21 protein-coding genes are annotated in these 17,931 nt (G+C 66.8%); 11 read left to right on the top strand and 10 right to left on the bottom strand.

All coding sequences use genetic code 11. From position 1 onward, the window contains the following. The first annotated feature begins 140 nt into the window (after positions 1 to 140). Positions 141 to 833 (top strand): hypothetical protein, encoded by a 693-nt coding sequence (locus ACE3QP_RS14125; protein ID WP_374437021.1) that lies wholly within the window; start codon positions 141 to 143, stop codon positions 831 to 833. Here the strand turns inward: ACE3QP_RS14125 and mog are convergent. Both mog and yjgA read right to left on the bottom strand, forming a co-directional pair. Then, positions 830 to 1,414, bottom strand: coding sequence for a molybdopterin adenylyltransferase (gene mog / locus ACE3QP_RS14120; protein WP_198109113.1), 585 nt, complete (start codon positions 1,412 to 1,414; stop codon positions 830 to 832). The genes ACE3QP_RS14125 and mog overlap by 4 nt on opposite strands. After that, positions 1,414 to 1,986, bottom strand: a complete 573-nt coding sequence (yjgA, locus tag ACE3QP_RS14115) for a ribosome biogenesis factor YjgA (RefSeq protein ID WP_374437019.1) — start codon at positions 1,984 to 1,986, stop codon at positions 1,414 to 1,416. Before yjgA ends, mog begins: the two co-directional genes overlap by 1 nt. 52 nt (positions 1,987 to 2,038) lie before the next feature. Between yjgA and pmbA the strand changes: the two genes are divergently transcribed. Further along, complete coding sequence (gene pmbA, locus ACE3QP_RS14110; RefSeq protein WP_374437018.1) at positions 2,039 to 3,400, top strand: metalloprotease PmbA; 1,362 nt, start codon at positions 2,039 to 2,041, stop codon at positions 3,398 to 3,400. Positions 3,401 to 3,500: 100 nt separating this feature from the next. After that, positions 3,501 to 4,586 (top strand): TRAP transporter substrate-binding protein, encoded by a 1,086-nt coding sequence (locus ACE3QP_RS14105; RefSeq protein WP_374437017.1) that lies wholly within the window; start codon positions 3,501 to 3,503, stop codon positions 4,584 to 4,586. A gap of 69 nt (positions 4,587 to 4,655) precedes the next feature. On the opposite strand, the gene ACE3QP_RS14100 is transcribed toward ACE3QP_RS14105, so the two are convergent. From ACE3QP_RS14100 to ACE3QP_RS14065, 8 genes are all read right to left on the bottom strand, one after another. Next, complete coding sequence (locus ACE3QP_RS14100) at positions 4,656 to 6,347, bottom strand: TRAP transporter large permease subunit (RefSeq protein ID WP_374437015.1); 1,692 nt, start codon at positions 6,345 to 6,347, stop codon at positions 4,656 to 4,658. Next, on the bottom strand, positions 6,344 to 6,934 hold the full coding sequence (locus tag ACE3QP_RS14095; RefSeq protein WP_374437014.1) for a TRAP transporter small permease subunit: 591 nt from the start codon (positions 6,932 to 6,934) through the stop codon (positions 6,344 to 6,346). The genes ACE3QP_RS14100 and ACE3QP_RS14095 overlap by 4 nt, the downstream gene beginning before the upstream one ends. An 80-nt stretch (positions 6,935 to 7,014) precedes the next feature. After that, the gene (locus ACE3QP_RS14090; RefSeq protein WP_198109119.1) at positions 7,015 to 7,359 is read right to left on the bottom strand and encodes a TIGR01244 family sulfur transferase; all 345 of its coding nucleotides are present in this window, start codon (positions 7,357 to 7,359) and stop codon (positions 7,015 to 7,017) included. A 5-nt stretch (positions 7,360 to 7,364) separates the two neighbouring features. Continuing rightward, positions 7,365 to 7,811, bottom strand: coding sequence for a GatB/YqeY domain-containing protein (locus ACE3QP_RS14085; protein ID WP_374437013.1), 447 nt, complete (start codon positions 7,809 to 7,811; stop codon positions 7,365 to 7,367). 106 nt (positions 7,812 to 7,917) lie between these two features. Then, positions 7,918 to 8,130, bottom strand: a complete 213-nt coding sequence (rpsU, locus tag ACE3QP_RS14080) for a 30S ribosomal protein S21 (RefSeq protein ID WP_198100531.1) — start codon at positions 8,128 to 8,130, stop codon at positions 7,918 to 7,920. Between the two features lie 188 nt (positions 8,131 to 8,318). Further along, complete coding sequence (locus ACE3QP_RS14075; RefSeq protein WP_374437011.1) at positions 8,319 to 8,816, bottom strand: hypothetical protein; 498 nt, start codon at positions 8,814 to 8,816, stop codon at positions 8,319 to 8,321. 17 nt (positions 8,817 to 8,833) lie between these two features. Continuing rightward, entirely contained in the window at positions 8,834 to 9,817 is a 984-nt protein-coding gene (locus ACE3QP_RS14070; protein ID WP_374437010.1) for a CoA ester lyase, read from the bottom strand. A gap of 59 nt (positions 9,818 to 9,876) precedes the next feature. Further along, positions 9,877 to 10,866 carry a malate dehydrogenase gene (locus ACE3QP_RS14065; RefSeq protein ID WP_374437009.1) on the bottom strand — a complete coding sequence of 330 codons (990 nt, stop codon included), beginning with the start codon at positions 10,864 to 10,866 and terminating at the stop codon, positions 9,877 to 9,879. Positions 10,867 to 11,063: 197 nt separating this feature from the next. Here ACE3QP_RS14065 and sdhC point away from each other — a divergent pair, with 197 nt between their 5' ends. The 8 genes from sdhC to ACE3QP_RS14025 all read left to right on the top strand — a co-directional run bounded on the left by sdhC (position 11,064) and on the right by ACE3QP_RS14025 (position 17,904). Next, a complete protein-coding gene (gene sdhC, locus ACE3QP_RS14060; RefSeq protein WP_198109124.1) occupies positions 11,064 to 11,489 on the top strand; it encodes a succinate dehydrogenase, cytochrome b556 subunit in 426 nt (141 codons plus the stop codon). Positions 11,490 to 11,498: 9 nt separating this feature from the next. Further along, positions 11,499 to 11,858, top strand: coding sequence for a succinate dehydrogenase, hydrophobic membrane anchor protein (gene sdhD / locus ACE3QP_RS14055; protein ID WP_374437007.1), 360 nt, complete (start codon positions 11,499 to 11,501; stop codon positions 11,856 to 11,858). A gap of 3 nt (positions 11,859 to 11,861) precedes the next feature. Next, on the top strand, positions 11,862 to 13,634 hold the full coding sequence (gene sdhA / locus ACE3QP_RS14050) for a succinate dehydrogenase flavoprotein subunit (protein ID WP_198109126.1): 1,773 nt from the start codon (positions 11,862 to 11,864) through the stop codon (positions 13,632 to 13,634). Positions 13,635 to 13,649: 15 nt separating this feature from the next. Next, positions 13,650 to 14,357 (top strand): succinate dehydrogenase iron-sulfur subunit, encoded by a 708-nt coding sequence (locus tag ACE3QP_RS14045; protein ID WP_198109127.1) that lies wholly within the window; start codon positions 13,650 to 13,652, stop codon positions 14,355 to 14,357. 2 nt (positions 14,358 to 14,359) lie between these two features. Next, positions 14,360 to 14,641 carry a succinate dehydrogenase assembly factor 2 gene (locus ACE3QP_RS14040; protein WP_198109128.1) on the top strand — a complete coding sequence of 94 codons (282 nt, stop codon included), beginning with the start codon at positions 14,360 to 14,362 and terminating at the stop codon, positions 14,639 to 14,641. Between the two features lie 20 nt (positions 14,642 to 14,661). Continuing rightward, complete coding sequence (gltA, locus tag ACE3QP_RS14035) at positions 14,662 to 15,972, top strand: citrate synthase (protein ID WP_374437104.1); 1,311 nt, start codon at positions 14,662 to 14,664, stop codon at positions 15,970 to 15,972. 73 nt (positions 15,973 to 16,045) lie between these two features. Next, positions 16,046 to 16,954: a ribokinase gene (locus tag ACE3QP_RS14030; RefSeq protein ID WP_374437004.1), complete on the top strand. Its 909-nt coding sequence runs from the start codon at positions 16,046 to 16,048 to the stop codon at positions 16,952 to 16,954. Further along, positions 16,951 to 17,904 carry a nucleoside hydrolase gene (locus tag ACE3QP_RS14025; RefSeq protein ID WP_374437003.1) on the top strand — a complete coding sequence of 318 codons (954 nt, stop codon included), beginning with the start codon at positions 16,951 to 16,953 and terminating at the stop codon, positions 17,902 to 17,904. The genes ACE3QP_RS14030 and ACE3QP_RS14025 overlap by 4 nt, the downstream gene beginning before the upstream one ends. The last annotated feature ends 27 nt before the right edge of the window (positions 17,905 to 17,931 follow it).

The raw sequence follows: 17,931 nt of genomic DNA, 5'->3' as shown, positions 1-17,931 counted from the left end.
GTTCTACCCACCCCGCAGCCGGGTGGCGGGGCCGTTGGGTGTTGCCTCTGCTTACAAACATGCGACCCACCCGCGCGGCCCTGGCCCGAGGATGCGAGCCCTGCCCATCGTGGAACACCCCCACAGCAAGGAGCGCCCGCATGAAGTTCCATTCCCTCCTCGTTGCCGCCCTGCTGGGCGCCGGGCAACTCGGCGTGCAGGCCGCGCCCGTGCTTGCCAGCTTTGACGACCTGCCCAGCCTGCCGGCGGTGACGGGGGCGACGGGCCTGTACTACGCCAACGGCGCCAGCCTGAGCTATCGGAATGTGATCTGGGACGAGCGCTTCAGCGTGGTGGGCGATGCCTACCGCGTGGCGCCGCCGGATGGCCCCCTGTTCGGCCTGCCGCAGTCGGGCCATCACTTCGTCACCAATGTCGCGGCGCAGTTCGGCGGCGAGTTCACCAACGACCACTTGTTCATCAGCACCGACCAGGTGCTCACCGAGGCCTGGTTTGGCCAGAACGAGTACTACGGCTACGGCGGCGGGGCCGACGAGGTCACCGTTCACGCGCTGCATGGCCTGGACGTGCTGGCCTCCGTCAGCCTGGCCCTGCCCGATGACGTGGACGGCCAGCCCGAGCTGCTGCGCCGCATGGACACTTCGGTCTTCCTCTCCCTGAGCGGCATCACCGGCTACCGCATCGATCGCCATGAGCGCGGTAGCCTGTCCGGCAACTGGGTGGGTGACAACTTCGTGTTCCAGCCGGCCCAGCAGGTGCCCGAGGCGCCAACGGGCTGGCTGGCCCTGCTGGGCCTGGCCGCCATCGGCGCCCGGCGCCGCATGCGGAGCTAAGCGGGATTGCGCTGGGCGCTCTTCGGCCGGAAGGCCTTGCAGACGGCCGGGTCGGTTTCCAGGTAGGGCCCGCCGATCAGATCGATGCAATAGGGCACGGCGGCAAAGATGCCGGGCAGCTCCAGGCCGCCATCGGCGCCGCGCAGGCCCTCCAGCGTTTCGGCGATGGCCTTGGGTTGGCCGGGCAGGTTCAGGATCAGGCAGCGCCCGCGAATCACGCCCACCTGACGCGACAGGATGGCCGTGGGCACGAAGCGCAGCGAGATCTGGCGCATCTGCTCGCCAAAGCCGGGCATGACGCGCTCGGCCACGTCCAGCGTTGCATCCGGGGTCACGTCGCGCGGGGCCGGGCCGGTACCGCCGGTGGTCAGCACCAGGTGGCAGCCGGTCTGGTCCACCAGTTCGCGCAGGGTTTCGGCGATGGTGGCGCGCTCGTCGGGGATCAGGCGCGGCTCAAACTCGATCGGATTGCGCAGTGCCTTGCCCAGCCACTCGCGCAGCGCTGGCAGGCCCTTGTCCTCATAAACGCCGGTGCTGGCCCGGTCCGAACAGGACACGATGCCGATGCGGACGCTCTCCATCAGGCCGCGTCCTCCGCTTCGGGCTGCTCCTTCAGGAACTGGAACAGCTCGCGAAAGCCCCGCCCGCTGCGGGCTTCGGGGTTGGCGGAAGCATCCTTGCGCGCCGAGCGCACCAGGCTGCGTAGCTGCTGCACATCCACGCCCGGGTGCTGCTCGATGTAGGTCTGCAGGGCCTCATCGCTGTCGATCAGCTGGGTGCGCACATGCTCCAGCTTGTGCAGACGCAACTGGTCCTGCGCATGTCCCAGACGGAAGGCCGCCACGGCTTCGTGCAGGGGCTCGGCCTCGACACCCCGCATCAGCTTGCCGATGTACTGCAGCTGGCGGCGCTTGGCGCCGTGGGCGGTGATTTTCTTGGCGTCGCGCAGGGCGAAGCGCAGGGTTTCGGGCATTTGGAGCGCGTTCAGCCGACTGTCGGGCAGGGTCAGCAGGTCTTCGCCGAGCTTCTGCAGCGCATCGGACTCGCGCTTGAGCTGGGTGCGGCTGGGGCCGTACTCATCACTGTCGGCGTCGTGCTGCAGGTGCGAGAGCGGGCCCGGGCGAGGGCGCTTGGGGCGGTCATTGAAGGACATCGGCTCATCATAATGAGCGCCCCTGTTTCCTGGCCCTGTGCCGGCCCCATCCATGAGCACCCCAGCCCAAGGCTTTGCCCATTCGCGTGACGAGTTCCAGGACCTCGTGGAGCGCACCCTGCAACTGGCGCGGGAACGCGGCGCCAGCGACGCGGCGGCCGAAGTCAGCGAGGGCGCGGGCCTGTCGGTCTCGGCGCGCCTGGGGAAGCTAGAGAACGTCGAGCGCAACCGCGACAAATCGCTCGGGGTCACCGTCTACCTGGGCCAGCGCCGCGGCCACGCCAGCACCTCGGATTTTTCCGACAAGGCACTGGCCGACACCGTGCAGGCGGCTTACGACATCGCCCGCTTCACCGCCGAGGACCCGGCCGCCGGGCTGCCGGATGCGGGGGATCTGCTCCTCGAACCCGCGCCCGATTTGGACTTGTTCCACCCCTGGGCCATCGATGCCAGCCAGGCCTGCGAGCTGGCGCTGCGTTGCGAAGCCGCCGCGCTGGCCACCGACCGGCGCATCAGCAACAGCGAGGGCGCGGCCGTGTCGGCCCAGCAGTCGCACTTCTTCGCCGGCAACAGCCGCGGCTTTCGCGGCGGCTACGCCAGCAGCCGGCACTCGATCTCGGTCGCCCCGATCGCCGGTCGCGGCGCCGACATGCAGCGCGACGCCTGGTACAGCTCCGAGCGGAGCGCCGCCGACCTTGCGGCGCCCGAGGCCGTCGGGCGCTATGCGGCCGAGCGTGCGCTCTCGCGCCTGAAGGCGCGCAAGGTGGCCACGGCCGAGGTGCCGGTGCTGTTCGAGAACACCGTGGCGGCCGGCCTGCTGGGGGCCCTGGTGCAGGCCACCAGCGGCGGCGCGCTCTATCGCAAGGCCAGCTTCCTGGTGGACAGCCTGGGTCAGCCGGTGCTGGCCTCGCACATCGACATTGACGAGGACCCGCTGCTGCCGCGTGGCAAGGGCAGCTCGGCCTTCGATGACGAGGGTGTGCGCACGCAGGCCCGCAGCGTGGTGCAGGGCGGAGTGCTGCAGGGCTATTTCCTGTCCAGTTACTCGGCGCGCAAGCTGGGGCTCAAGACCACCGGCCATGCCGGCGGTTCGCACAACCTGGTGATGAAGAGCCGCTGCACGGCCGCCGGGGATGACCTGCCAACCCTGATCCGTCGCATGCGGCGGGGCCTCTTCGTCACCGAGTTGATGGGGCAGGGCGTCAACTACGTGACGGGCGACTACTCGCGCGGCGCCAGCGGCTATTGGGTGGAGGACGGCGAGATCGCCTTCCCGGTGCAGGAAGTGACCATCGCCGGCAATCTGCGCCAGATGTTCCAGGACATCGTGGCGATCGGCACCGACCGCTACACCCTGGGAACCAAGACCGTCGGGTCGGTGCTGGTCTCGCGCATGAAGCTGGCAGGCTCCTGAGCGCAAGAAGGGCTGACGGGTTTGCCCGCAGAGGGAATCCGGACGGCCCTTCCTAGACTGCGCGGGTCTCAGGTTTTCCCTCATTCAAGGAGAGCAATCGATGGAGCGTCGTTCCTTTGTCGGCCAGGCAGGTCTGGCCGGCATCCTGGCCGCGGGCGTGGCCCCGGCTGTGCAAGCCCAAACCGTGCTGCGCTGGCGCCTCGCGTCCAGCTTCCCCAAGGCGCTGGACACCATCTATGGCGCCGCCGAGGTCTTCGCCAAGAAGGTGGCCGAGATGTCGGGCGGCAAGTTCCAGATTTCCGTTCATGCCGGTGGCGAACTGATGCCCGCTTTCGGCGTGGTGGATGGCGTGCAGAACGCCACCGTGGAGATGGCGCACACGGCGCCCTATTACTTCTTCGGGAAGGACGAGACCTTCGCCATCGGCTGTGCCATCCCCTTCGGACTGAACAGCCGCCAGATGACGGCCTGGCAGTACGAGGGCAACGGCCTGAAGCTGATGCGCGAGTTCTACGCCAACTACAACATCGTTCATTTCCCGATGGGCAATACCGGCGCTCAGATGGGCGGCTGGTATCGCAAGGAAATCAAGACGGTCGCAGACGTCAAGGGTCTGAAGATGCGCATCGGCGGCTTTGCCGGCCGTGTGCTGGAGCGCATGGGCGGTGTGCCGCAGAACATTCCGGGCGGCGAGATTTACCAAGCTCTGGAAAAGGGCACCATCGACGCCGCTGAATGGGTGGGTCCTTATGACGACCTGAAGCTGGGTTTCTTCAAGGTGGCGCCCTTCTATCACTACCCGGGCTGGTGGGAGGGTGGCCCGCAGCTGGACCTCTACATCAACACCAAGGCCTTCAATGGCCTCTCGGCCGAGTACAAGGCCATCGTGGAGGCCGCGGCCGCCTTTGCGCACACCGAGATGCAGGCCAAGTACGACGCCCGCAACCCCGCCGCGCTGACGCAATTGCTGGCCAACAAGACCAAGCTGGTGCAAATGCCGGTGCCGGTGATGGACCTGGCTTTCCAGGAGTCGATGGGTCTGTACAGCGAGCTGATGGCCAAGAACCCGAACTGGAAGAAGGTCTACAGCGACTACGCGGCCTTCCGCAAGGAAAGCAACCGCTGGTTCCGCTACACCGAAGCCTTCTTCGACAACTACATGCAGAGCAAGGTCAACAAGCTCTGAGGCCGCACCGGATGCGGATGTGACAAGGGGCCCGCGGGGCCCCTTGTCGTTGCAGCGTGGCACCCCGCCTCATTCCGAGGCGGCGCTGGCCGGCGCCGAGGCGGCAACGTCCTCCTCAATCGGCGGTGGCGCGAACGTGGGTGTGGCCGGCTCCATGTCCCTGTAGATCTGCTCGGTGTCCACGTCCTTGACGCTTGTGGCCTTGTCGTGGGTGACGAGACCCGGGAAGGCAATGATGAGCGCCACCATCACGATCTGGATCAGCACAAAGGGCACGGCACCCCAGTAGATCTGGCCGGTGCTGACCTTGGCCACGGTCTGTCCGGTCACGCGGTCCTTGTAGTCCTCGGTCGGCGCCACGCTGCGCAGGTAGAACAGCGCAAAGCCAAAGGGCGGGTGCATGAAGGAGGTCTGCATATTGACCGCCAGCAGCACGCCGAACCAGACCAGGTCAATGCCCAGCTTTTCGGCCACCGGGCCCAGCAGGGGCACGACGATGAAGCTGAGTTCGAAGAAGTCCAGGAAGAAGGCCAGCACGAACACGAGCACGTTCACCACGATCAGGAAGCCCAACTGGCCGCCCGGCAGTGAGGTCAGCAGGTGCTCCACCCAGCGTGGGCCGTCCACTCCCTGGAAGGCCAGGCTGAAGACGGTCGAGCCGATCAGGATGAAGACCACGAAGCAGCTGAGCTTCATGGTCGTGTCCATGGCCTGCTTGAGCAGCGGCAGCTGCAGGCGGCGCCGCGCCAAGGCCATCACCAGCGCACCCACTGCGCCCATGGCGCCACCCTCCGTCGGTGTGGCGATGCCGAGGAAGATCGTGCCCAGCACCAGGAAGATCAGCGCCAGCGGCGGGATCAGCACGAAGGTCACCCGCTCGGCCATGCGCGACAGCAGCCCGAGCTTGAACAGCCGGTTCAGCACGGCGAGTGAGAACGCCACCGCCACGCCCACGCACATGGACAGCACGATGGTCTCGTCCATCGGGGCTTCGGCCGGGCGCTGCTTCGCAAACAGCACGGCCAGCACCACCGTGAGCAGCACCAGCACACCCAGCGAACGCAGGCCGCTTGCGCCGCTGTCCTCGCGGATGGTGCGGGCGCTGAGGGGCAGGGCGGGTGCCCAGGCCGGCCGCCACAGCGTGACGAGCAGCACGAAGCCGACATAGAGCGCCGTAAGCACGAAGCCTGGGATGAAGGCGCCCTTGTACAGATCGCCGACCGAGCGCCCGAGCTGGTCGGCCAGGATGATCAGCACCAGCGAGGGCGGAATGATCTGCGCCAGCGTGCCCGAGGCGGCGATCACGCCCGAGGCAATCCGGCGGTCGTAGCCGTAGCGCAGCATGATGGGCAGCGAGATCAGGCCCATCGAGATCACCGATGCCGCGACCACGCCGGTCGTGGCCGCCAGCATGGCGCCCACCAGGATCACCGCGAAGGCCAGGCCGCCGCGTACCGGTCCGAACAGCTGGCCAATCGTGTCGAGCAGGTCCTCCGCCATGCCGGAGCGCTCCAGGATCAGCCCCATGAAGGTGAAGAAGGGGATCGCCAGCAGGGTCTCGTTCTTCATGATGCCGAAGATGCGCAGCGGCAGCGCATGCATCAGCGACTCCAGGCCGGGCACGCCCAGGGCCACGCCCAGGTAGCCGAAGAACAGACCGCAGGCCGCCAGCGAGAAGGCGACCGAGAAGCCCATCAGAAGGAACAGGATCAGCCCACCGAACATGATGGGCGCGAGGTTGGCGACGATGAACTCGTTCATGCGGCGCTCCCGCTTTGCTTGCGGATCGCCTCGGCCAGTTCCTCCTCGGCGGTCTTGGCCTGCTGGCGAGCGCTCGGGTCGGGGCCACGGCCGGCCAGGAAGGCCAGCCGCTTGACCACCTCGGAAAGCCCCTGCAGGCCCAGCAGCGCCATGCCCACCGGCAGCAGCGCATACACCGGCCAGCGGATCAGGCCGCCGGCGTTCTCGCTCATCTCGCCCGACACGAAGGCCTTGTGAACCTCAGGCCAGGACAGTGCGCTCACGTAGACCACGAAGGGCAGCAGGAACACCAGCAAGCCGAAGATCTCGACCTTCACCTGCGTGCGGCGCGGAAAGCGGCCCAGCACCACGTCGATCTTGACGTGCTCGTTGCGCAGCAGGGTGTAGGCCGAGGCCAGCAGGAAGATGGCGGCGAACAGATACCACTGGATCTCGAGGAAGGCGTTCGAGCTGTTGCTGAATACCTTGCGCACGATGGCGTTGCCCGCGCTGATCAGCACCATCAGCAACACCAGCCAGGACAGCCAACGCCCCACCCAGGCATTCAGGGCGTCGACGCCCTGCGAGAACTTCAGCAACCCATTCATGCGACCCCCACGGAGAGGGGCCCGACTGTACGGAGCAGGGCCGCGGCGATGGCCGCGACCCCACTAGGGATTGCCCGCGTTCAACCGAGCTGGCAAGCCTGTGCGTAGAGGTTGGCGGAGCGCGCGCCCGAGCGGCAGAACATCAGCAAGGGGCGCGGCAGATCTTTCAGCAGCTCGGCCATGGCGGCCACCTGCTCTGGCGTCTGGAAGCCGCCCGACACCGGGAGGTAGCGGTACTCCAGCCCGGCCGCCCGGGCGGCCGTCTCGATGTCGGCCTGGGCGGGTTGATCCGGGCCATGCTCGAAATCAGGGCGGTTGTTGACGACGCTGCGAAAGCCCATGCCGGCGAGCTCGCCCATGTGCTCGGGGGCGAGCTGCGGTGCCACGCAGACGTCGGCGGCGATCTGGCGGATCTGGATGCTCATGGCCTTCAACCCGCCAGGGCCTGCTTGACGGCGGCGGAGGCCTGGCTCATGTCCGCCTTGCCGGCCAGACGGGCCTTGACGGCGCCCATCACCTTGCCCATGTCGGCCGGGCCGCTGGCGCCCAGTTCTGCCACGATGGCCTTGACTTCCGCGAGCAGGGCGTCGGCGGAGAGGCGCTCGGGCAGATAGACCTGCAGCACCGCCACTTCGGCCTCTTCCTTGCTGGCCAGATCCTCGCGGCCAGCGCCACGGAACTGCTCCATGGCGTCCTTGCGCTGCTTGATCAGCTTGTCGACGATGGCGACCAGGGCGGTGTCGTCCACCACCACGCGTTCATCCACTTCCTTTTGCTTGACGGCGGCCAGCAGCATGCGGATGGTGCCCAGGCGCTCGGTGTCCTTGGCGCGCATGGCGGTTTTCATGTCTTCGGTGATGCGGTCTTTGAGGCTCATCGTCGGTAATGCGGCGGGGGTGAAAACAAAACGGCCCGCGACACCAGGTGGCGCGGGCCGTCAGGGCAGGGCGTCGAAGCGAGCCCGGGCCGGTGATCGTTGCCGATCAGTACATGCGCTTGGGCAGCTGCATGCTGCGCACGCGCTTGTAGTGGCGCTTGACGGCGGCAGCCTTCTTGCGCTTGCGCTCGGCCGTGGGCTTTTCAAAGAATTCACGGGCGCGCAGGTCGGTCAGCAGACCGAGCTTTTCGATGGTGCGCTTGAAGCGACGCAGGGCGACGTCGAACGGCTCGTTTTCTTTGACGCGGATGGTGGTCATGTGTGGAAGCTTCCTTCGGTTTCGCTCGGTGTTTGTGGCGGGTGTGCAGGGCTGGCTAATTGGTGAACTAGTTCACCGGTGCTCCGGGGTCCGGACCTGAGTACCGGCTGCCCTTTGCATACCTTGTGCCGACAAATCGACGCGGGGTTTGCTAGCAAAGCGCGCGAGTATATACGAATCTTTTCGACTTATTGAGCGGCGCTCTCGGGTTGCGCCAGCTCGGCGGCCTTCATGGCTTCCAGTTCGGCGGTCTGCGCGGTGTGCAGGCAGTTGTCCGCCAGGCGCTGACCCAGCTTGGCATTCATCAGCATCGACTTGATGGGCACCTGCAGCCAGACCAGGCCTGCCTTGGCGTTTTCCAGGCGAATGACGCCGGTGCTGGTGGGTTGCGGCGTCAGGATGTGCTGCTGCTTGCCCAGGGTCAGCATGAATCGGCCGGCCAGGCTGGGGTGGGGATCAACCCGGACGCTGCGACCGAACTCGCACTGCGAGTCACCCACGAGCACGCGCGGCACCACCGCCATGCGCTCGTCGTCCAGGGTTTCCGGCTCGGGCGGCTCCACGGGCAGGGCGGGCTTGGCCTTGCTGACCTTCTTGATCGGCTTGGGTGGCGTGGGATTGGCGTGGGCGGGCGCGAAGGCCAGGCAGATGGCCGAGCAAGAGGCCGCAAGCAGAAGCGTGCGCATGGGAGAGTTCCGCAGAGTCAGGCTGCGATTGTCGCGCCGAAGTAACGCTGGCGCACTTCCACGGGCAGGTCCTGGCCGGTGCGCTGGGCGCGCTCCAGAAGGCTCCAGAAGAGGCGATAGCTGGCGCGGTCGTGCAACTGGTCGCGGTGCCGAATCGGCCCCCAGCCTGCGGCCTGAGCGGCATCGAGGATCTCGATGGCCTCGTCCACCTCGGCCGTGCTGGGGGCGAAGGCCTCCAGGATGGGCTCGATCTGATCGGGGTGGATGCTCCACATGCGCGTGTAGCCAAACTCGCGCGCGGCGCGCCGCGCCGCTTCCTGCAGGCGTGAGCGCGAGCGCAGTTCGGTGACGACGCAATGCGAGGGCACGATGCCATGGCCGTGACAGGCCGCTGCAATGGCCAGCTTGGCTTGCCGCACCAAGGGGTGGTCAAACTGCCCGTCCAGCGTCAGTGCCTCGCGCGGAATGGCGCCGTGGTGGGCAGAGACGAAATCCATCAGGCCGAATGAGAGGGACTGCAGCGCCGGATGGGCGGCGATGGTCTCGACCTCGCGCAGGCCGCCGTGGGTTTCGATCAGCGCCTGCAGCGGCGGCGCCGACCTTGTCCCCCACGCCTGCCGGACCGCCGCTGCGCCGCGTGCCAGTTGGGCGTGCGACTCGATCTTGGGCAGCATCAGGTAGGCCGGTGCGACCGGAGCGGCGGCCAGCGCCTGCAGCTCCAGCTCGAAGGCCGGGTGATCCACCGGGTGCACACGCACGCCCACGCGGCCATGGCGGTTCTCCGGACTGGCCAGCAGCTCCGCCACCAGCTGCACATGCTCGGTCTCGGCGCCCACCACGGCGCCGTCCTCGCAGTCCAGCGTCACGTCGAACACCGGACCGCGCGCGGCCTGCAAGGCCAGACTTTTGCGCATCAGCTTCTCGATGCCGCAATAGTGGTCAACCACCGGCAGGCTCAGGGGCTGGGTTTCACCGGCAAAGAGGGCGAGGCGTGGGTGCATGGCAGGGGCGAAAAGCAAAAGGGCCGGTCGAAACCGGCCCCGGGTCGAGTCAGGCGGGCTTATTTGAGCAGGTGCTCGATGGCGGCCTTCTCTTCCAGCAGCTCGTTCAGGGTCTTGGTCATGCACTCGCGGCTGAAGGCATCGACTTCAAGGCCCTTGACGACCTGGTACTCGCCGTTGGCGCAGGTAACGGGGAAGCCGTACATCACGCCTTCGGGGATCCCGTAGTCACCGGCCGAGGGGATGCCCATGGTGACCCACTCGCCATTCGTGCCCAACGCCCAATCGCGCATGTGGTCGATGGCGGCATTGGCGGCCGAGGCGGCGCTGGAGAGGCCGCGCGCGGCAATGATGGCCGCGCCGCGCTTGCCGACGGTGGGCAGGAACACGTCCTTGTTCCAGACCTGGTCGTTGATCAGGTCCTTGACCGCGGCGCCGTCAATGGTGGCGAAGCGGTAGTCGGCGTACATGGTGGGCGAGTGGTTGCCCCACACGGTCAGCTTCTTGATCGAGCCAACGGCCTTGCCGGTCTTGGCGGCGATCTGGCTGGCGGCGCGGTTGTGGTCCAGGCGCAGCATGGCGGTGAAGTTCTTGGCCGGCAGGTCCGGCGCCGACTTCATGGCGATGTAGGCATTGGTGTTGGCCGGGTTGCCCACCACCAGCACCTTGACGTTGCGGCTGGCCACGGCGTTCAGGGCCTTGCCCTGGGCGGTGAAGATCTGGGCATTGGCAGCCAGCAGATCGGCGCGCTCCATGCCGGGGCCGCGCGGGCGGGCGCCGACCAGCAGTGCGTAGTCGGTGTCCTTGAAGGCGGTCATCGGGTCGCTGTGGGCTTCCATGCCAGCCAGCAGCGGGAAGGCGCAGTCTTCCAATTCCATCATCACGCCCTTGAGCGCGTTCTGGGCCTTCTCGTCCGGGATCTCCAGCAGCTGCAGGATCACCGGCTGGTCCTTGCCCAGCATTTCGCCCGAGGCGATACGGAACAGCAGGGCGTAACCAATCTGGCCGGCGGCACCGGTGACGGCGACGCGAACGGGCTTCTTGCTCATGGGGAGGCTCCGAAGGGAGAGTTGAGAAAACGGGATGGAAATGGCGCGGGAGTTTAGGGCAGGGTTCCCCCGGATTTCTGCGAGTGTTTCTGTCGTACATCAAGAGCCCACGTCAGGGTGGTGCCAGGGAGGGTGCCTAGAATCGCCGGCCGTTGTTTACAGCCGATTACGTCAACCCGACGCACCAAGGCGAATCAATGAACACCAAAACACGCCCTCAATACACCAACCTCAATGTCTTCACGGACTTGACCAGCTACCGGCTGCCGCCGGCCGGCTTCGTCTCGATCCTGCATCGCATCAGTGGCCTGCTGCTCTTCATCCTGCTGCCCTTGCTGGTCTGGTTCTTCGACAAGAGCCTCACCAGCGAGATCAGCTACGAGGAGTTCACGAACGCCTTCGTGGCGGGTATTGGCGCGGTGCCGGGCTGGTTCATCAAGCTGGTCTGCCTGGGGCTGATCTGGGGCTATCTGCACCATTTTTGCGCCGGCCTGCGCCATCTGTGGATGGATGCAACGCACAGCGTCAGCAAGGAGCAGGGCCGCTCCAGCGCTTTGCTGGTACTGGGCCTGAGCCTGCTGCTGACGGCGGCGCTGGGTGCCAAGCTGTTTGGCCTGTACTGAGGAGTTCCCATGTCTACCTATGGCAACAAGCGCCTGGTCACAGGCGCCCGTTACGGTCTGCGCGACTGGCTCGCGCAGCGCATCACCGGCGCGCTGATGGCGGTGTTCACGGTCGTGGTGCTGGTGCAGATGCTGCTGCCCGGCGCCATCGGCTACGACCGCTGGGCCGGCATCTTCTCGGCCCAATGGATGAAGGTGCTGACCTTCACGATGATTCTTTCGCTGGCCTACCACGCGTGGGTCGGTGTGCGTGACATCTGGATGGACTATGTGAAGCCGGTCGGCATCCGCCTGACGCTGCATGTGTTCACCCTGGTCTGGCTGGTGGGCTGCACCGGCTGGGCGCTTCAAGTGCTCTGGAGGCTGTAAGCGATGCAAACCCAAAACCTGGCTCGTCGGAAGTTCGACGTCGTGATCGTCGGCGCCGGCGGCTCCGGCATGCGCGCCTCGCTGCAGCTGGCGCTGGCTGGCCTGAACGTGGCCGTGCTCTCCAAGGTCTTCCCGACCCGCTCCCATACCGTGGCCGCCCAGGGCGGCATCGGCGCCTCGCTGGGCAATATGAGCGAGGACAACTGGCATTACCACTTCTTCGATACCGTCAAGGGCTCGGATTGGCTGGGTGACCAGGACGCCATCGAGTTCATGTGCCGCGAGGCCCCGAAGGTCGTGTACGAGCTCGAACACTTCGGCATGCCCTTCGACCGCAACCCGGACGGCACGATCTACCAGCGTCCCTTTGGCGGCCACACCGCCAACTACGGCGAGAAGCCGGTGCAGCGCGCCTGCGCCGCTGCCGACCGCACCGGCCACGCGCTGCTGCACACCCTGTACCAGCAGAACGTCAAGGCGCGCACGCAGTTCTTCGTCGAGTGGATGGCGCTGGACCTGATCCGCGACGCCGATGGCGACTGCGTGGGCGTGACGGCGCTGGAGATGGAGACCGGCGAGGTCTACATCCTCGAAGCCAAGACCGTGCTGATGGCCACCGGCGGCGCCGGCCGCATTTACCAGGCCTCGACCAATGCCTTCATCAACACCGGTGACGGCCTGGGCATGGCGGCGCGTGCCGGCATTCCGCTGGAAGACATGGAGTTTTGGCAGTTCCACCCGACCGGCGTGGCCGGCGCGGGCGTGCTGCTGACCGAGGGCTGCCGTGGCGAGGGCGCGATCCTGCGCAACTCCAATGGCGAGCGCTTCATGGAGCGCTATGCGCCGACCTTGAAGGACCTGGCGCCGCGCGACTTCGTCTCGCGTTCGATGGATCAGGAGATCAAGGAAGGCCGTGGCTGCGGTCCGAACAAGGACTACGTGCTGCTGGACATGACCCACCTGGGCAAGGAGACCATCCTCAAGCGCCTGCCTTCGGTGTTCGAGATCGGCCACAACTTCGCCAACGTCGACATCACCAAGGAACCGATCCCGGTGGTGCCGACCATCCATTACCAGATGGGTGGCATCCCCACCAACATCCACGGTCAGGTGGTGGTGCCGAAGAACGGCAACCCCAACGAGGTCATCAATGGCCTGTACGCGGTGGGTGAGTGCTCCTGCGTCAGCGTGCACGGCGCCAACCGCCTGGGTACGAACTCGCTGCTCGACCTGGTGGTGTTCGGCCGCGCGGCCGGCAAGCACATCGTTGACTACAACCTGAAGAACCGCGAGCACAAGCCGCTGCCCAAGGATGCGGCCGACCGCACCCTGGCGCGTCTGGCGCGCCTGGACTCCGCCACCGGTGGCGAGTACGCGCAGGATGTGGCCAACGATCTGCGCGCCTCGATGCAGAAGCACGCCGGCGTGTTCCGTACCCAGGCCATGCTGGACGAAGGCGTCAAGCAGATCGCGCAGATCCGCGAACGCGTGAAGTCGATCGGCCTGAAGGACAAGAGCAAGGTCTTCAACACTGCCCGTGTCGAGGCCCTGGAAGTCGAGAACCTGATCGAGGCGGCCCAGGCCACCATCGTCTCGGCCGCGGCCCGCCCGGAAAGCCGTGGCGCCCACGCGCACAACGACTACCCGAATCGCGACGACGCCAACTGGATGAAGCACTCGCTCTGGTACAGCGAGGGCTCGCGTCTGGACTACAAGCCGGTCAAGCTGCAGCCGCTGACCGTCGAGAGCGTTCCCCCGAAGGTTCGTACCTTCTAAGGCCGAAAGAAGAACATGAGCGACAAGCGCATCTTCAACATCTACCGCTACGACCCGGACCAGGACGCCAAGCCGCGCATGCAGACCATCGAGATCGAGCTCGATGGCAGCGAGCGCATGCTGCTGGACGCCCTGGTGAAGCTCAAGTCGGTCGATCCGACGCTCTCGTTCCGCCGCAGCTGCCGCGAGGGCGTGTGCGGTTCGGACGCGATGAACATCAATGGCAAAAACGGCCTGGCCTGCCTGACGAACATGCGTCAGCTGCCCAAGACGATCACGCTCAAGCCCCTGCCCGGCCTGCCGGTGGTGCGCGATCTGATCGTCGACATGACGCAGTTCTTCAAGCAGTACCACTCGATCAAGCCTTATCTCGTCAACGACACGCCGCCGCCAGACAAGGAGCGTCTGCAGTCGCCGCAGGAGCGCGAGGAGCTCGACGGCTTGTACGAGTGCATCTTGTGCGCCAGCTGCTCCACCAGCTGCCCGAGCTTCTGGTGGAACCCGGACAAGTTCGTCGGCCCGGCCGGCCTGCTGCAGGCCTACCGCTTCATTGCCGACAGCCGCGACCAGGACACCGCTGCGCGTCTGGATAACCTCGAAGACCCGTACCGTCTGTTCCGCTGCCACAGCATCATGAACTGCGTCGATGTCTGCCCCAAGGGTCTCAATCCCACGAAGGCGATCGGCAAGATCAAAGAACTGATGGTCCGCCGCGCGGTGTAAAGATGGAACTGCTCGATGAACGCGCGCTCTCGAAGCTGCACTGGCGCTGCCGCCGCGGCCTGCTGGAGAACGATCTCTTCATCGAGCGCTTCTTCAAGCGTCACGGTTCGGGTCTGACCGTGGCGCAGGGTGAGGCGCTGAACCAGCTGATGGATCTGAGCGACAACGACCTGCTCGATCTGCTGCTGGCGCGTCGCGAGCCCGAAGGGGAGCTGGATCAGGCTGAAGTTCATGCCTTGCTGGCATTGCTGCGCCAGCCACCCGAATCGCAGAATCTCTCGTAAACCCCAGGAGCCCCACGATGATGACCCCCTCCGACGTCAAGGCCACGCTGGCCTTCAGCGATGGCAGCCCCACCATGGAGCTGCCGATCTATAAGGGTTCGATCGGCCCGGATGTCATCGACATCCGCAAGCTGTACGCCCAGACCGGCAAGTTCACCTATGACCCGGGCTTCCTGAGCACGGCCTCCTGCAACTCGACCATCACCTACATCGATGGAGACAAGGGCGAGCTGCTGTATCGCGGCTACCCGATCGAGCAGCTGGCGGTGAACTGCGACTACCTGGAAACCTGCTACCTGCTGCTGTACGGCGAGCTGCCCAATGCCGCCCAGAAGGAAGAGTTCAACCACCGTGTGATGCACCACACGATGGTCAACGAGCAGATGCAGTTCTTCCTGCGCGGCTTCCGCCGCGACGCCCACCCGATGGCGGTGATGACCGGCCTGGTGGGGGCTTTGTCGGCCTTCTATCACGACAGCACCGACATCAATAACCCCGAGCACCGCGAGATCGCGGCGATCCGCCTGATCGCCAAGATGCCCACGCTCGTGGCGATGGCCTACAAGTACACCATCGGCCAGCCCTATATCTACCCGAAGAACGACCTCAGCTACGCCGGCAACTTCATGCGCATGATGTTTGCCACGCCTTGCGAGGAATACAAGCCCAACGACGTGCTGGTGCGCGCGATGGACCGCATCTTCACGCTGCACGCCGACCACGAGCAGAACGCCTCGACTTCGACCGTGCGCCTGTGCGGTTCGTCCGGCACCAACCCGTTCGCGGCCATCGCGGCCGGCGTGGCCTGTCTGTGGGGCCCAGCGCACGGCGGCGCCAACGAGGCCTGCCTGAACATGCTGGGCGACATCCAGCAAAACGGCGGCGTGGCCAAGATCGGCGAGTTCATCAAGCAGGTCAAGGACAAGAACAGCGGCGTCAAGCTGATGGGCTTCGGCCACCGCGTCTACAAGAACTACGACCCGCGCGCCAAGCTGATGCGCGAGACCTGCCACGAGGTGCTGGGCAATCTGGGCCTGCAGGACGATCCGCTGTTCAAGCTGGCCATGGAGCTCGAGAAGATCGCGCTGGAAGACGAATACTTCGTCGCCCGCAAGCTCTACCCGAACGTGGATTTCTACTCGGGCATCGTGCAACGCGCCATCGGCATCCCGGTGCCGCTGTTCACGGCGATCTTCGCGCTGGCCCGCACGGTCGGCTGGATCGCCCAGCTCAACGAGATGATCGGCGACCCCGAGTACAAGATTGGCCGTCCGCGTCAGCTCTTCGTCGGCGCCAAGTCGCGCGACGTCAAGCCCATCGGCCAACGCTGATCGCGGCTGAGCCCGTCACAACGCCCCTTCGGGGGCGTTTTTCATTGGCGCGCACCACACAATGCGCAGCACCATGCATGCCCACATCCTGATCCTTGGCAGCGTCAATCGCGACCTGATCGTGCACGCGCCGCGCCTGCCCCATCCCGGCGAGACCTTGCGCGGCCAGCGCTTTTCCAGCTGCCTGGGCGGCAAGGGGGCCAATCAGGCGGTGGCCGCCGCGCGCCTGGGGGCGCGGGTGGCGCTGGCGGCGCGCATCGGCCTGCGCGAGCAGGGCGCCGTGCTGCTGGAGCAACTGCGCGCTGAAGGGGTAGATGTGCAGGCGGTGCAGCAGCCGGTGGACGAGACACCGGGCGTTGCGCTGATCGTGGTGGGCGCTGAGGACGGCGAGAACCAGATCGTCACCGTGGCGGGTTCCAACGCGATGGTGGGCGCCGACCTGGTCGAGCACCTGCCGCTGGCCGGCCTGCGCTGGCTGGTGGCCCAGCAGGAGCTGCCGATTCACGCGCTGCGCCGTGCCTTCAGCCGGGCCCGCGACGCCGGGGTGTGCACGCTGCTGAACGCTGCCCCTTTTCGCGAAGAGGGCCGCGAGCTGCTGCCCTTGTGCGATGTGCTGGTGGTGAACGAGGGCGAGGCGGCGGCTCTGCTGGGGCGCCGCGAAGACCCGGTCGCTGCCGCGGCGGCGCTGCGGGCTCTGGGCCCTGGCGCTGTGTTGATTTCATTGGGGGCCGCTGGCTGTGTCTGGGCCGATGCGCAGCAGACGCTGAGCATGCCGGCGCGCGCCGTCCGGGCCGTGGACACCGTCGGCGCCGGCGACACCCTGGTCGGCGCCCTGGTTACTGCCCTTAGCGAGGGCCAGGCTCTGCCCGACGCGCTGCGCTTCGCCCAGGCCGCCGCCGCCTGGGCGGTGGCCCGCACCGGTGTGCAGGACGCGATGCCGAGGCGTGCCGAGCTGCAGGCCTGGCTGGAGGAGGGGGCATGAAGGTCTGGCTGGACACCGACCCCGGCGTGGACGACGCGCTGGCCCTGGGCCTGATCCTGGCGCGCTCCGAGTTCGAGCTGGTGGGGCTATCCACCGTGTTCGGCAATGCCAGCGTGCAGCAGACCACCCGCAATGCGCTGCGCCTGCTCAGCCTGTTCGCCCGCCACGACATCCCGGTGCACGCCGGCGCCGCCCAACCGCTGCAGGGCCAGGCCCGCTACGCCGTTGCGGTGCATGGAGACGATGGCATGAGCGGCTTGGCCGAACGGTTGCCGCCGGCGCGCGCGCAGGCGCAGGCCCAGCACGCGGCCGAGGCCCTGCTGGCGGCCAGCCGGGCGCATGCGGATCTGCACCTGTTGGCCGTGGGGCCCCTGAGCAATGTGGCGCTGGCCCTGCGCCAGGACCCGGCGCTGGCCGGCCGTGTGGCCAGCCTCACGGTGATGGGTGCGGCCTTCGGCTGTCATGGCTACACCGGCAACGTCACGCCCTGTGCCGAGGCCAACATCCACAACGATGCGCGCGCCGCCGCGGAGGTTTTGGCAGCGCCCTGGCGCGCCCTGCGCGTCATCGGCCTCGATGCAACCCAGCGCGTGCGCATCGCCCTGCCGGAACTCGAACCCCTGCGCCAGGCCGGGGCGGCAGCCGAGCTGCTGTGGCAGGCGGCGCAGCCCTACGCCGGCTACTACCAGACCCGTGACGGCCTGGCCGCCCTGGTGGCGCATGACGCGATTGCCGTGGCGGCCCTGTTGATGCCCGAGGCCTTCAGCTGGCGCCACGGCCCCATGCGGGTGGTGGAGGGCGGCCTCGCCCATGGCCAGACCGTGCAGGACTGGCAGGGACTGGCGCGGGGCCAGGCCGAGTGGGACGCACTGCCCGCGCACGCCGCCGCCGTGGATGCCGACGCCCAGGCCCTGACCGAGCTGTGCCTGCAAGCCTGGGCCCGCCACTGAAGACTGACCCATTCCAAGAAGGAGACG

Origin of the sequence: Inhella sp. (genome assembly GCF_041912635.1) — a bacterium.
GTDB lineage: Bacteria > Pseudomonadota > Gammaproteobacteria > Burkholderiales > Burkholderiaceae_C > Inhella.
This window is presented reverse-complemented; position numbering and strand designations above follow the sequence as displayed.

Coding starts and splice junctions, on each gene's coding strand:
- ACE3QP_RS14070 (WP_374437010.1), bottom strand. CDS start 9,817: ATGCACCCACGCCTCGCCCTCTTTGCCGGTGAAACCCAGCCCCTGAGC.
- sdhA (WP_198109126.1), top strand. CDS start 11,862: ATGCAAACCCAAAACCTGGCTCGTCGGAAGTTCGACGTCGTGATCGTC.
- sdhC (WP_198109124.1), top strand. CDS start 11,064: ATGAACACCAAAACACGCCCTCAATACACCAACCTCAATGTCTTCACG.
- rpsU (WP_198100531.1), bottom strand. CDS start 8,130: ATGACCACCATCCGCGTCAAAGAAAACGAGCCGTTCGACGTCGCCCTG.
- ACE3QP_RS14085 (WP_374437013.1), bottom strand. CDS start 7,811: ATGAGCCTCAAAGACCGCATCACCGAAGACATGAAAACCGCCATGCGC.
- ACE3QP_RS14090 (WP_198109119.1), bottom strand. CDS start 7,359: ATGAGCATCCAGATCCGCCAGATCGCCGCCGACGTCTGCGTGGCACCG.
- ACE3QP_RS14025 (WP_374437003.1), top strand. CDS start 16,951: ATGAAGGTCTGGCTGGACACCGACCCCGGCGTGGACGACGCGCTGGCC.
- ACE3QP_RS14045 (WP_198109127.1), top strand. CDS start 13,650: ATGAGCGACAAGCGCATCTTCAACATCTACCGCTACGACCCGGACCAG.
- sdhD (WP_374437007.1), top strand. CDS start 11,499: ATGTCTACCTATGGCAACAAGCGCCTGGTCACAGGCGCCCGTTACGGT.
- ACE3QP_RS14095 (WP_374437014.1), bottom strand. CDS start 6,934: ATGAATGGGTTGCTGAAGTTCTCGCAGGGCGTCGACGCCCTGAATGCC.
- ACE3QP_RS14065 (WP_374437009.1), bottom strand. CDS start 10,866: ATGAGCAAGAAGCCCGTTCGCGTCGCCGTCACCGGTGCCGCCGGCCAG.
- ACE3QP_RS14040 (WP_198109128.1), top strand. CDS start 14,360: ATGGAACTGCTCGATGAACGCGCGCTCTCGAAGCTGCACTGGCGCTGC.
- ACE3QP_RS14100 (WP_374437015.1), bottom strand. CDS start 6,347: ATGAACGAGTTCATCGTCGCCAACCTCGCGCCCATCATGTTCGGTGGG.
- gltA (WP_374437104.1), top strand. CDS start 14,662: ATGACCCCCTCCGACGTCAAGGCCACGCTGGCCTTCAGCGATGGCAGC.
- pmbA (WP_374437018.1), top strand. CDS start 2,039: ATGAGCACCCCAGCCCAAGGCTTTGCCCATTCGCGTGACGAGTTCCAG.
- mog (WP_198109113.1), bottom strand. CDS start 1,414: ATGGAGAGCGTCCGCATCGGCATCGTGTCCTGTTCGGACCGGGCCAGC.
- ACE3QP_RS14030 (WP_374437004.1), top strand. CDS start 16,046: ATGCATGCCCACATCCTGATCCTTGGCAGCGTCAATCGCGACCTGATC.
- ACE3QP_RS14105 (WP_374437017.1), top strand. CDS start 3,501: ATGGAGCGTCGTTCCTTTGTCGGCCAGGCAGGTCTGGCCGGCATCCTG.
- yjgA (WP_374437019.1), bottom strand. CDS start 1,986: ATGTCCTTCAATGACCGCCCCAAGCGCCCTCGCCCGGGCCCGCTCTCG.
- ACE3QP_RS14125 (WP_374437021.1), top strand. CDS start 141: ATGAAGTTCCATTCCCTCCTCGTTGCCGCCCTGCTGGGCGCCGGGCAA.
- ACE3QP_RS14075 (WP_374437011.1), bottom strand. CDS start 8,816: ATGCGCACGCTTCTGCTTGCGGCCTCTTGCTCGGCCATCTGCCTGGCC.